The organism is Tessaracoccus flavus (assembly GCF_001997295.1).
Taxonomy (GTDB): Bacteria; Actinomycetota; Actinomycetes; order Propionibacteriales; family Propionibacteriaceae; genus Arachnia; species Arachnia flava.
Genome location: NZ_CP019605.1, coordinates 499045 through 511599 on the forward strand (window position 1 = coordinate 499045; position 12555 = coordinate 511599).

The following is a 12555-nucleotide window of genomic DNA, read 5'->3' on the forward strand; positions in this document are numbered from 1 at the left end:
CCATGAGGCCCGATCGCGCGCACCTGACCCTGCTGGCCGCCGTCACGTCGGTGGCGTTGCTGCTGCTCTCCGGCCTGGGGTTCGCCGTCTACTTCGCCCTCGCCGACCCCACCACCACCCCCACGGGGCAGGTCGTCGACTCGCTACCGGCCGGCGGCGTCACGGTGCGTGACGAGATCGCGGCCGCCCCGATGCTGGCAGTGTCGCCATCGGATGCCACAGGCGGCACCCCGGCCCTCGGAACCCTCCCGACGATCGACATCCCCCTGGTGGACCAGATCGGGGCGGAGGGGATCCCCACCGGCTACCCGCAGACGCCCGAGGGCGCGATGGGGCAGCTGGGGGAGATCCTGGTCTCCGTCCTGAGCTCCATGGATCTGGCGCATGCGCAGCGGGTGCAGCAGTCCTGGTTCGAGGACCCCACTGGCACGGCGGGGTCGTGGCCGGTGCTGGGGCTGATTCAGTCGTTCCTGACCGCCGGGAGAATGCCGGCAGGTCTGCAACCGGGGGCGTCACTGACGGTGATCCCCTCGGCGGGCCAGGTGAAAGGCTCCGACGGCGACGGTTGGCATGTGGCGTGCGTGTTGGTGGAGATCACCTACACGTTCCGCGACCAGGCCCGCCTGGCCTACGGGCATTGCGAACGCATGACCTGGCAAGAAGACCGGTGGCTGATCGGGGCGGGTGCGCATCCGGTGCCGGGGCCGTCGACGTGGCCGGGCACCGAACTCGCCGTCAAAGCGGGCTGGCTGACGTGGCGGGACGCCTAAGCCATGTGGGAGCAGATCGGGGAGTTGTTCGGGGATCTGGCTGCGGCCGGGGGTCAGATTGTGGTGGATGCGTGGGTGGCGATCTGCATAGCGGTGTGGGGCGCCGGATTGTGGGTGATGCGCGCGATCCTGCAGCTGGGGGACTGGTTCCTCACCCCCAACCTCAACCCTGACGGGTCCTCGTCGGCGCTGTGGTCGGTCTACGGCGTCACCCTCTGGCTCGGTCTCTCGTTGGCGTTGATGCTGCTGATCGTGCAGCTGGTCGGCACCGTGCTCCGCCGAGACGCCCTCTCCCTGGCCTCGGCTGTGTGGGGGTCGGTGAAGTTTCTGTTGGTGTGCACCCTCTGGTACACCTACGGCGCCGCGCTGGTGACCGCCGTCGAAGGGCTGAACACGGCGCTGCGCCTCCAGTTGCTGGGCACCGCTGATCTGGCCGACTGGGAGCCGACGGGTCTGGATTTCACCGAAGGGGTGATGACCGGCACCACCGCCACCGTGCTCATGCTGCTGGGGTTGGTGTTGTGGCTGGCCGCGTTGGCGCATCTGGTGGTGATGCTGGGCCGGGCGGTGTCGCTGATCGTGATCGCAGCCACCGCCCCGATCGCCGCGGCCGGGCTGATGTTCAAGCCGTTCGAATCCTGGTTTTGGAAGGCGTTTCGCTGGTTCCACGCCGCCGCCATCGCCCCGCTGCTGATGACGCTCATGCTCGGGTTGGGGGTGCGGCTCGCCACCGGCGTTTCCCTCGGGATGGAGGACTCCGGCCAGGAGGCCGTGGCGCTGGCGTTGCCGTCGGTGGTGATGATCGCGGTGGCAGCTCTGTCCCCGGTGGCCTTGTTCCGGCTGCTGGCCTTCGTGGATCCGGGCACCACCAGCGGGGCCTCGTTCCGCGCCGGCCTGGCCGGCACCACCGGCGCCTCCTCAGCCGCTAGCTACGCCCACACCGCAATGACCCGCAGCAGCGGCAGCGGCTCTGGGGGCGGGGGAGTAGCTGGTGCGGGGGAGTCGGCCACGGCCAGCCGCACCGCCGCGGCGCAAAGCTCCAGCCTCAGCCCCGGCGCAGCCGGGGGAGCCGCGGCGAGCGGCGGCGCCGGCGGGTCCGCGGCTGGTGTTGGTGGCGCGGCCGCAGGTGGTACTTCTGCTGGTGGCGCGGCCGCTGGTGGTGCCGCTGCTGGTGGGGGAGCGGCCACTGGGGCTGCTGCTGGTGTGGGTGCGGTGGCGGGGCCGGTGGGGGTGGTGGCGGCGGGGGTGATCCTCGGCGCGAAGAAGCTCGTCGACGGGTTCCAGCAGGTCGGCGCCCGCGCCACCGGGCTGGTCAACGACACCACCTCCGGGATGGGGGCCGGGGACCCGTCCTACCCGTACGACCCGGCCGGCGACATCCGCCGCACCCCTCATCCGGCGCAGCCTCATCCGGCGCAGGTCGCCACCCAGACGACATCGACCCAGCCGCAGCGTGCGGCGCAGCCTCCTGTGGCTGTGAGAGAAGCGGAGGACCACAATGGCGGCCAGAACCTTTGACGCGTTCACCACCCCGAAGGCCGGCGTGATCTGGGGACTGACCGTCCCCCAACTGCTGTTTCTGTCGGTGGCGACGTTCCCGGCGTGGATGGCGATCAGCTCCCAGCGCTGGCTGGCCGGGATCATGTGGGTGCCGGTGTGGCTGCTGCTTTTGTTCCTCACCGTCGTGCCCCTCGGCGGCCGCTCCGCCGTCGGCTGGCTCGCCGCCGCCGCCAGCTTCGCCGTCGCCGGGCTGAGCGGGTGGCTCGCCTTCCGGTCGAAGGCCGCCACCGGAACACTGCGGGACCTCGACGAGCTGGACATGCCCGGCGCCCTGACCGGCGTCGAAGTGTTGGACGGCCCCCCGATCGGACTCGAGCAGCGCAGGGTGGCGGTGATCAAACACTGCGCGGCCAGGACGTGGGCGATCACTGCCCGGATCGAGCATGACGGGATCGCGATGGCCACCGACGCCCTGTGCAACCGGTACGCCGACGGCCTGACCGAACTGCTGGACACCGCAGCCCGCGGGGAGTTGATCTCGGAGATCCACCTGATGGTGCGCACCACCCCCGATGACTGCACCGAGCGGGAACTGTGGCTGCGCGCCAACATCACCGCGGATGCGCCGGTCACGTCCGTGGCCACGCAGATCGAGCACCTGCGCTGGTCCCAGGCCGGGGTCCGCACCGAAGCCTTCATCACCCTGGTCATCCCTGAGGCCCGCCTCAGCAAAGAGGCCAGACACATGGGCGGCGCCACGGATGGCCGGATGAACACCCTCCTCTCCCTGGCCGCCGAGATCGGAGCAGTAGTCACAGGCCCCATCGGCGCACGCAACATCGAATGGCTCACCTCCCCAGAGTTGGCGCAGGTCGTGCGGCTCGGGTTCGCCCCCGGCGACCGCGCAGGCCTGGTGGCCGCCGAACACGACGCCACCGAAGACTCGTCGGTGAACCCGGGGGTGCCGTGGGCTCTGGCGGGACCGTCGCAGGCGTATGCGGCGGTTCGGCATTATGCGCATGATGCGTGGGCGACGGTCACTGCGACGGTGAAGCTTCCCGAGCGTGGCGCGTCGATGGGCGGCTGGGGACACGTGCTGGCCCCGTCTGAGGCGGTGGAGCGGCGGAGTGTGGCGGTCGTGTTCCCGATCGAGAAGCAGTCCGCCGCGGATCGGAAGGCGGCGCAGCAGGAGTTCGGCCAGAGCCTCGGCCAGGGGTTGAAGGACCGGCTCGGGGTCCGCACCGGCGCCAAGGACCACCGCCGGCAGGCGAAACTGGACCGGGTCGAGGTGCAGCTCGCGATGGGCGCCACCATGAGCCACCCCTACGCCCTCTGCTCCACGACGATTCCCGCGACGGCGCCGGTGGCGGAGTTCGGGCGACGGTTGGATGCGGCGATCCGTCGCGGTGGCATGGCCCCGCAGCGCCTCGACATGTCCCAGGACCTGGCCTTCGTCACCGCCACCCTCCCCCTCGGGGTCAGCCTCACCACCAGGCACCAGTGATGGCCCGCAGCATCAACCGCCTCCTGGCGGACTTCGGCCACACCCTGCCCACCAAACCCTCACCAGAGCAGCCAAAGCTTCCCCGTGAGTTCACTTCCGCCCCGCCCTGGCGCGGCAAACCCGCGAGGGGGGCGGGGTGGGTGGCGTCTCGTCCTGCGGTGAAGCGGTACCAGATGACCTCCGACCAGGCCGGCGTGTTCTGGCCCTTCCTCACCGCCAGCCCGTTGCCGCCGACCGGGGCCCCGATGGGCACCGACATGAGCAACGGCGCCACCTTCTACGTCGACCCCCACGGCTGGGTCCTCAACGACTCCATACCCGTCACCAACCCGAACATCTTCGTCTTCGGCAAGCCGGGGCGGGGGAAGTCGGCCTGGGTGAAAGCGTTCCTCAACCGCATGTTCGCGTTCGGCTACCAGGCCCTGATCCTGGGGGATCCGAAGGACGAGTACGAGCTGATGTGCCTTCACTTCGGCGTCGAACCCTTCGCCATCGGCCCCGGCATGCCCACCCGCCTCAACCCCCTCGACCCCGGACCCCTCGCATCGAACTGGGGCCAACTGAACCGCGATGAGCAGGAGCGGCGTTCGGCGGTCATCTTCGGACGCTGGCTCGTCCTCCTCCGCTCGTTGATCGGCTCCCAGAGCATCGGCGACAGGAAGGTCGCGGTAGGGCCGACGGAGGAACAGGTCCTCAAAGCCGTCCTCGTTGAACTCACCCACACCAATTCGGACAGCCGCGAGCTGCGGCCGATCGTGATCCCGCAGGTGTGGCAACAGCTCCACTCACCCAGCGACGCGTTGATCGCGGAGCTGCGCTACCCCGACCGCCACACCTTCCTCGACGACACCCGCCTGCTCCGCGATGCGGTCGCGCAGCTCATCTCGGGTGTGTTCGCCGGGATCTTCGACGCCCCCACCACCGTCACCATCGACTGGAACGCGCCGATCCAATCCCTGTCCCTCTCGAGACTGATGCCGCTGGGCGATGACGCGGTCGGGATGGCGTTGATGTGTCTCAACTCCTGGGGCACCGCCATGCGCCAAGTGAGCGGCCGGCGCAGGATCAACGTCCGCGACGAAGTCTGGCGCCAACTCCGCCTCGGCACCGGCGCCGTGTCCTCCTTTGATGCCGATCTGCGGCTGTCACGGTCGCATGGGGATATTGAGATCGCCAACGCCCACAAACCCTCGGACTACCTGGGTGCGGGGCATGCCGGGTCGCAGGCGCAGCAGATCGCCAAAGACCTCCTCCACCTCGGCGACATCAAGGTCCTCTTCGGCCAGGACGCCGAAGTCGCCGACGACCTGGAGCAACTCCTCGACCTCGGCCCGGTCGCCCGCGACATCGTCACCGGCTGGGCCATGGGCGGCAAAGGCCGAGCCCTCATCGCCGTGGGCCCACGCCTCCACAAAGTCGCCCTCACCCTCCACCCCGACCTCGAACTGCCCCTGACCGACACCAACCAGAAACTGCAGACCTGATGTGGAAGGCACTGGCCGCGATCGGGGCGGCGCTGACGGTGCCGCTGGCACCGATCCTCGTGTTCGCCGGCGCCCTGACCGGTCCCCAGGTCCAGACCCAGACAATCAGCGCCACGTGCGCCGGCTGGGCCGGCGACACCCCGGTCGGCATCGAGTTGGATGCGGGGCAGATGAACCGCGCCGCCCTCGTCTACGCGGCGGCCCTCGAGACCGGTGTCGGGGCGGCGGGTGCGGTGGTCGGGATCGCGACCGCGATGCAGGAATCGTTCCTCGGCGCCCACCCGGCCGCGGCCACACCGAATGAGGATGGGGATGTCGGCCTGTTCCAGCAACGCTCCCTGGTCGGCTGGTACGCCGACGGCACCACCCAACAAGAGAACCTCCAGATCCTCGCCGACGACGCCTACCAGGCCCGCACCTTCTACCTCGGCCACACCACCCTCAGCGGATGGCACATCCCCGGCCTCACCGACATCGACGGCTGGCAGCACATGACGGTCGCCCAGGCGGCGCAGGCGGTGCAGGTGTCGGCCTACCCCGACGCCTACGCCAAGCACGAAGGGATCGCCCGCAGCCTCGTCGCGCTGTTCGCCGGCCAACCCGCAGGCCTCGCCAACTGCGGCCCGGTGGATCCGAGCCTGGACTGTGCCCCGACGGGAATGGCGTCCGAGCAGGGCCAGACCCCCGACGCGCTGCGCGTGATGCGCTGCATCCACAGCCGATGGCCTCAGATCCGGTCGCTGCTCGGCGTCCGCCCCGGCGACCCGAAAGATCACGGGACCGGTCGCGCCGTCGACGTGATGATCCCCAACTACTTCTCCCCAGCCGGCATCACGCTCGGCACGGAGATCGCGGAATGGGCCCGCGCCAACGCCGCCGCCCTCGGCGTCACCTACATCATCTGGCGCGAACACCTCTGGTCCACCGCCCGCGCCGACGAAGGGTGGCGACGCTGCGGCCAGACCGCGTCCTGCTACACCGGCCCCGACCCGTCGGCCGCCCACCTCGACCACGTCCACATCTCCGTCCACGGCACCCAAGGAACCGGCACCACCAGCGCTGCTGTGGGCTCGGTGGTGCTGCCCGTCGACCAGTACCGACTCACCTCCCGCTTCGGCGACACCGGACCCCGATGGAAGAAGGCCCACACCGGACTCGACTTCGCCGCCCCCACAGGCACCCCCATCAAAGCCGTCACCGACGGCACCATCACCCGTGCCGGCCCCGCCGGCGCCTACGGCAACCTCACCACCCTCACCACCGCCGATGGCACCGTCATCTACTACGCCCACCAATCCACCACCATGGTCCGGGTCGGCCAGAGAGTGACCGCCGGGACCGTGATCGGAAGGGTCGGCGCCACCGGGAACGTCACCGGACCCCACCTCCACCTGGAGGTCCGCGTCGGCGGTATCCCGACCGATCCTGACCGCTGGTTCCGCAGCCGAGGAATCACCCCATGACCCCACCCCCCACCCGCCTCCTCACCGCAGTGCTCGCCGCGCTGCTGCTCGCCGGCTGCAGCGACACGCCGACACAGGCACCCACCCCACACTCGACCACGCCTGCTTCCCACCCAGTCACCTCGCCGGCATCGGTGGGGGAGAGCGACCCAGCCGAGGGCTGGGTGGGCGCCGACGAACTCGACACCACCCAGCCTTCGATGGAGGCGGATCGCCACGACCCGCCCGAGGATGCCCAGATCGCTTCGGCGGTCACCGCGGCCACCGCGTTCGTCGTCGGCTGGTTGACCGCCGACCAGCAGCTCCGGCGTCAGCGCCTCGAGGGTGTGGCTGCGGAGGCGCTGATCGCCGCCTTCGACGACCCCCGCTTCACCCCCGCCGCCGGCACCCAGCACGGCCCAGCCCATGTCGTCGAAGCCGATCAGATGCAGATCACCACCCGCCACCGCCTCGACACCGGCACAGTCGTCGACGTCACCCTCATCCTCGACCCCGACAGCACACATGGCTGGATCGCCATCGCCATCACCCCCTGACAAGCCCACCCAACCGAGCTGTGGGTGGCTCGCGGCGCACGAAGGGCAGCCGATGGTAGGTATCCGGGCCCCGCCGAGCCGGGTAACGTGCTGCACACACCCAAAGCGGTGTCGACGTCCATCGACACCATCCAGCCGGAAGCCTCCAGCGACCCCCCATCGCCGGAGGCTTCCGTGTACCCGGACCAGGACGACAAGTCCCGTGATCGACAAACACGGCCCGACTCTGCCGACCGTCACGCTGTGGGCCCGCTTGGTCCGGGTTGGTAGGGGGTATGACTGATTCGCAGCATGAGGACGGCTACGCCTGGACGTGGGAACCCGCCGTCGGCATCCTCACTACCGTCGCCCTTTTGGCCGTGGTGGCGGTCCAGGTCGGCCGCAGCCTTACCCTCGCCGCGGCCGGTGCCGGCTGGCACTGGCCACCGTTGGCCGTCCTGGTCCCCAGCAGCTGGGGCATCCTCACCGGCAACCTCCACGCCGGCCTCACCACCCACGGCACTGACGCCGTCTGGGTGGCGTGGGCGATCGCCGCGGCAGTGTTCATCGCCGGCCTCACCGCCGCCATCGTCCTCGCGTTGCGGGTCACGGCCGGCCGCCGCTTCAAGGGCATGGCGACCACCGGGCAGGCCGAACAGCTCCTCGGCCTGGGCCGGCTCCGCGCGAACCGGGCCGTGATCCGCCCCGACCTCTGCAGGAAGGGCCACCGGCGATGAGGGGCCGGTTTGAGCCCACAGCGGTGGGGTGGCGGATCGGGACCAGCAAGGTGCCGGTCGGGGTGGCGTTGTGGCAGCCGTGGGACCGCACTGCCGGGGTCATCGGCCCCCAAGGATCGGGCAAGACCCTCGACATCCTCACACCGGCATTGCTCCAGGCCCCCGGCGCGGCGCTGGTCACCCTCACCAAACCCGACGACCTCCTCCTCACCCTCGCCACCCGCCAAGCCAGAGGCCCGGTGGCGGTACTCGACCCGTTCGGCGCCGCGCCAGGGTTGCCGGAGCTGATCTGGGACCCGATCGACGGCTGCGTCGACGCGACGGTGGCGGAGAAGCGCGCCAAAGCGTTCTGCGCCGGCACGCTGGGCAGCGGGGGAGACGGGGCCGACTCGGCCGCCCGCTTCTACGCCGCCGAAGCCGCGAAAGTCATCCAGTGCTACCTCCACGCCGCAGCACTCGCCGGCTACACACTCAACGACGTCCTCGAATGGTCCGCCAACCCCCGCACCGCCACCCTCCCCAGTGAGATCCTGCGCTCGCACCCGATGGCGGAACCGAACTGGTCCGGACTCCTCACCGGCGCCGTCAGCAACACCGACGAACGCACCGCCGGCAACACCAAATCCACCGTCGACCAAGCACTGGCCCTCTTCGCCACCCGAGCCCGCCGAGAACGCTGCGTCCCCAGCGACGGCCGCCCAGCCGTCGACATCGCCGACCTCATCCGCCGGAACGGCACCATCTACCTGCTCGGCCGAGAAGACCCCTACGTCTCCGCGTCACCGCTCATGACCGCGGTCGCCGAGCACGTCCTCGACACCGCCCTCCAGCTCGCGAACGAGAGTGGGTTCGGCCGGTTGTGTCCGCCGATGCTGGCCTGCCTGGATGAGTTGCCCTCCACGGCCCCGCTGCCGACTCTTGCGACGCGGATGGCGAATGAGCGGGCGTTGGGGATCTCGTTCATCTGGGCCTCCCAGACCTGGGCGCAGCTGACCCGCATCTTCGGGGAACAGCAGGCCCGTGCGATCAAGGACCTCACCAACTCCCTGATCATCTTCGGAGGCTCCAAAGACGCCGGCTTCAACCGAGAGATCAGCGACCTCCTCGGCACCCGCCGCATCACCCGCCGCAACCACCAACACGGCGGACACGGCTCGATCTCCACCCACGGCGAAGACACCCCCGTCATCCGCCCCGAACAGCTCCGCGAACTCCCCGCCCGTACCGCGCTGGTCGTGGCCGAGAACGGGAAACCCATCCTCGCCACCCTCCACCGCGCCATCGACGGCAAACCCGGCAAACACCTCCTCGACCAGCAGCGCCAAGCCCGCCGCCTCCTCACCACATCCGAGGGTGCGGCTCCCCATCCGATGACGGCGGGGGAGAAGACCGCGCTGGCTCACTCCTACTCCCGCCAACTCGGCCTCACCGACTAGACAAGGGATCTGCCCCGATGACTCACCTGCTGGAGCCGTTTCCCGAACCCTCGGAGCGGATGCTCGCTGCCCTGGTCGATCTCGCGATCCTCGCCCGCGGGGGAGACGCCGCCGAGGCGATCATGGCCACCGGCGAGATCCTGCCCCGACTCTGGGACATCACTTCGATCGCCGACCCCGATCTGCGTCTGGACACCTGGCAGTGGCTCGACGCCTTCGTGATCTGGCTCAACACCCAACACGCCTGGTACTCCGCAGACCACACCCCGGCCTGCTGGCCCGAACACCCAGGTTTGGTCCGCGAACTTGGCACCCTCGCCGCGATGCGCTACCAAGCCGGGGAAGCCACCAGCCCCATGGCGCTCGAGGAATGGCACCGCTACACACTGCCCGGCTACCTCGACCGCACCCGCGACCAACGCCGAGCCTGCGACGAGAAACACCAACCCTGGCCCGGGAGAGCCGCCCACACCCGCCACGCGGATGGGGCGGCGCGGCGCCGGCACCTCTTCGATGAGGATGTCGACCGGACGCCTGACGCCGAGGACACGCTCGCCCTCTGGCGTCTTCCTGTCCGTTTGTGAGCCCGAGCGTGACAAGGGGCTTTCCGGCGGCTGCTGCCCTTTCCTGTCGTGATGGGGGTTCACTGGTCTCTATTCGCCGATAGGGCTGAGCGGCGCCGATACGCGTATGGGTCCATCGGGCCTTGTCATGAGTCCAGGAGCATTCCGGCGAGGAGTGCTGTGGCTCGTGCCACAAGGCGGCCCTCTGCTGCTGAGAGTCGACCGGAGCGTCGCGGTTCGTCGGGGCGTCCGTGGCCGGTGCCGGCGTCATTGCGCAGTCGGTTGACGGCCACACCCAGCAGGAAGAGGCACTGTTGAACCTGCTTGTGGGGGTTCGGGTGGAGTTGGGTGGTGAGGTCTGGTGCGATTTCCAACCCTAGGGCGGTGAACGCGGCCGCAAGGGTCACGGGGTAGCTTCCCGCGTGACCGCCGACAGGATAGTGACCGTGTCTGTCTTGGAGCACATGGCGGGCGGCTGCCTCGTCGAGTTCCTTCCCTGTGCCGATCTGAAGTGGGGCATCGTCGGGGTTGAGGTTCACGCGGTTGACGTATGCCCGCAGGACATCGGTGAGTTCTGTGCCGGTGAGGTTGTCGATCACCGTTGGGTGGAGGATTCCCCCGGATGTCAGCGTGTATCCGGCTCGGCTGAGAGCTTCCTGGAGGCGTGTGATCTTGTCGCTGCCTGCATGGTTGTCGAGGGTGGTGGTGAACATGCCATCCGCGCGCATGAGGTCGACCAGGTGTCTGCAGAGTTGCAGTCCCGCGGCTGGGTCGTGGTCCGCGGCGTAGGTCATGATCTGCCTGATCCGTTTGGTCTTGCCGATGGCGGAGCCTTCTGGTGAACGGCCTGATGGGGCTGGGTCTCCGGCCTGCAGGTGGGAGCGTTCAACTGCGCGATCCAGCTCGTCGTGAGAGGGTCCCTGGCCGCGTTCAAAGAAGCTCCCGAGCACGGAGCCGATCTCGATCAAACTCATCATGTCCTTCTAGTGCTGACGGTTACGAGGCAGATGGACCACCTCTGCGAGTTGTTGCGGTGGTGTCTGAGCCGGCTCAGGGTCCTGCGGGCGGCGATCGAGCCGAATCACCGTAGAAGCGTCGTTGGCCCACGTCGTCCAGCTGGCTACGTAGCGGGCGTCTAGTCCGTGGTGGGCGGCGGCGAGGTGGATGCTGTGGTGCAGGTCTGTGCGTGGGAAGGCCTTGGAGAGTGCCTTGGTCAACCAGATGGCGGTTTCGGCGGACACTTCGACGGGCTCGTTGCGGTTCCAGCCTCGCGCGGAGATCTGACGGTAGAGGCTGCGCGCGTGGTCGTCGTCGATCACTTCCAGCTGACGGAACCGGGTGACCAGCATCTTGATCGCAACTCCCCAGGTCATCTTCAACCTCTGCAGGGCCCCGAGAGTGACGCGTCCCCCAGCCGATGTGTGCCAGTCGTCCAGGAGGGGTGCGGCGGGCGTGAGGAACGCGGCGGCGAATCGGTGGGCCTGATTCTCCAGCCTCTTGGCCTCGTCAGGGGTACGCGGCGGTGCCAGCTCCGAGTGCATCGCCAGGTGACCGATCTCGTGGGCGACGGTGAACCGCTGACGGTCACCAGGAACCCCGGTGCGCCCCGGGCCAGCGACCCGGACGAACGGCCGCCCGTCGATCCGCTGAGACAACCCGAGATGCCTGCCCAGCTCTGAGTCCATCGGCAACACGGTGCACCCGACGCGTTCAGCGGCTCGAATGACGTTGCGGACGACACCGCCTTCGGGGATCTCCGCCGCAGCCCGCACTTCCCCGGCGAACTCCTCAATCGCGTCCTCGTCGTTCGGGTCACCGACCATCAGAGGAAGGCTGTCGGGGACACGATGCAGCCCGACACCATCGATGAACTCGTAAGCCACCAGATTGTCGGCCAGCACACTGTCGACCACTTTCGCGGAAGCATCGGCGTAGGCACGGAGCCACGGCCTAGTCGACACGCCGTCGAACCCGGAGCGGCTCAGGTAGTGGGTCGTGCACCCCAGACGATCGGCCAATGCTCTGAGCAGTCCCTCGTCCGGCGCGAGTCGACCGGTCTCCAGCTTCGACACCACAGCGTTGCCAGCCATGCCGAGCTGACGGCTCAGCTCGGTTTGGGAGAGGCCGGTGGCAACCCTCAGACGACGCACTCGTTCTCCCACCGAGGCGCTGTCAATCACGAGTTCACCCCCAACAGGCCGGGAAGCATCCCCCGACCGACCAGGCTGTCGTCATCGAAACCAGGAAGCTGGTCCTCGGCATCGGAGAGGAACCGCCCACCATCGCGCGAGGATGTCGGCCCCAATGAGACATGGGGCCCCAATAGGAGGTGCCCCACCCGCGAGGCGGTGGACCCCAGAATCTCGGCGACGAACACTTCATCGATCGTGCGCAGCGGCGTGACCGTGTATCCCAGGACCCACTGCTCCTCCCGGATCAAAGAGTCAGCATCGATGGCTGGCTTCAACAGGTTCGAATTGGCACCCATCAGCATCTCGAACTCTCCGGTCTCCTCACTCCTGGTGGCCTTCTTCACTCGGTACCGGCGGTACACGTCCTCGTCGCACCACACCAGATCCCACC

12 protein-coding genes are annotated in these 12555 nt (G+C 68.8%); 9 read left to right on the plus strand and 3 right to left on the minus strand.

The window, feature by feature from the left end; genetic code table 11:
• The first annotated feature begins 2 nt into the window (after nt 1-2).
• From RPIT_RS02155 to RPIT_RS02195, 9 genes are all read left to right on the plus strand, one after another.
• Entirely contained in the window at nt 3-770 is a 768-nt protein-coding gene (locus RPIT_RS02155; protein ID WP_077340155.1) for a hypothetical protein, read from the plus strand.
• 3 nt (nt 771-773) lie between these two features.
• On the plus strand, nt 774-2288 hold the full coding sequence (locus RPIT_RS02160) for a hypothetical protein (protein WP_077340157.1): 1515 nt from the start codon (nt 774-776) through the stop codon (nt 2286-2288).
• Complete coding sequence (locus RPIT_RS02165; RefSeq protein WP_077340159.1) at nt 2269-3774, plus strand: SCO6880 family protein; 1506 nt, start codon at nt 2269-2271, stop codon at nt 3772-3774. The genes RPIT_RS02160 and RPIT_RS02165 overlap by 20 nt, the downstream gene beginning before the upstream one ends.
• Before the next feature lie 158 nt (nt 3775-3932).
• The gene (locus tag RPIT_RS02170; protein ID WP_226996315.1) at nt 3933-5258 is read left to right on the plus strand and encodes an ATP-binding protein; all 1326 of its coding nucleotides are present in this window, start codon (nt 3933-3935) and stop codon (nt 5256-5258) included.
• The gene (locus tag RPIT_RS02175) at nt 5258-6721 is read left to right on the plus strand and encodes a M23 family metallopeptidase (RefSeq protein WP_218121507.1); all 1464 of its coding nucleotides are present in this window, start codon (nt 5258-5260) and stop codon (nt 6719-6721) included. The genes RPIT_RS02170 and RPIT_RS02175 overlap by 1 nt, the downstream gene beginning before the upstream one ends.
• Nucleotides 6718-7257 carry a hypothetical protein gene (locus tag RPIT_RS02180; protein ID WP_077340163.1) on the plus strand — a complete coding sequence of 180 codons (540 nt, stop codon included), beginning with the start codon at nt 6718-6720 and terminating at the stop codon, nt 7255-7257. The genes RPIT_RS02175 and RPIT_RS02180 overlap by 4 nt, the downstream gene beginning before the upstream one ends.
• Before the next feature lie 275 nt (nt 7258-7532).
• Entirely contained in the window at nt 7533-7973 is a 441-nt protein-coding gene (locus RPIT_RS02185; RefSeq protein ID WP_077340165.1) for a hypothetical protein, read from the plus strand.
• Complete coding sequence (locus tag RPIT_RS02190) at nt 7970-9409, plus strand: type IV secretory system conjugative DNA transfer family protein (RefSeq protein ID WP_077340167.1); 1440 nt, start codon at nt 7970-7972, stop codon at nt 9407-9409. Before RPIT_RS02185 ends, RPIT_RS02190 begins: the two co-directional genes overlap by 4 nt.
• A gap of 17 nt (nt 9410-9426) precedes the next feature.
• Nucleotides 9427-9993: a hypothetical protein gene (locus RPIT_RS02195; protein WP_077340169.1), complete on the plus strand. Its 567-nt coding sequence runs from the start codon at nt 9427-9429 to the stop codon at nt 9991-9993.
• 125 nt (nt 9994-10118) lie between these two features.
• Here RPIT_RS02195 and RPIT_RS02200 read toward each other — a convergent pair whose 3' ends face one another.
• Genes RPIT_RS02200 through RPIT_RS02210 form a run of 3 tightly spaced genes read right to left on the minus strand, consistent with a single transcriptional unit; the run spans nt 10119 to nt 12508 of the window.
• Entirely contained in the window at nt 10119-10946 is an 828-nt protein-coding gene (locus tag RPIT_RS02200) for an abortive infection family protein (RefSeq protein ID WP_077340171.1), read from the minus strand.
• A 9-nt stretch (nt 10947-10955) separates the two neighbouring features.
• A complete protein-coding gene (locus RPIT_RS02205) occupies nt 10956-12152 on the minus strand; it encodes an XRE family transcriptional regulator (RefSeq protein ID WP_077340173.1) in 1197 nt (398 codons plus the stop codon).
• Entirely contained in the window at nt 12149-12508 is a 360-nt protein-coding gene (locus RPIT_RS02210; protein WP_157633320.1) for a hypothetical protein, read from the minus strand. Before RPIT_RS02210 ends, RPIT_RS02205 begins: the two co-directional genes overlap by 4 nt.
• Nucleotides 12509-12555 lie beyond the last annotated feature (47 nt).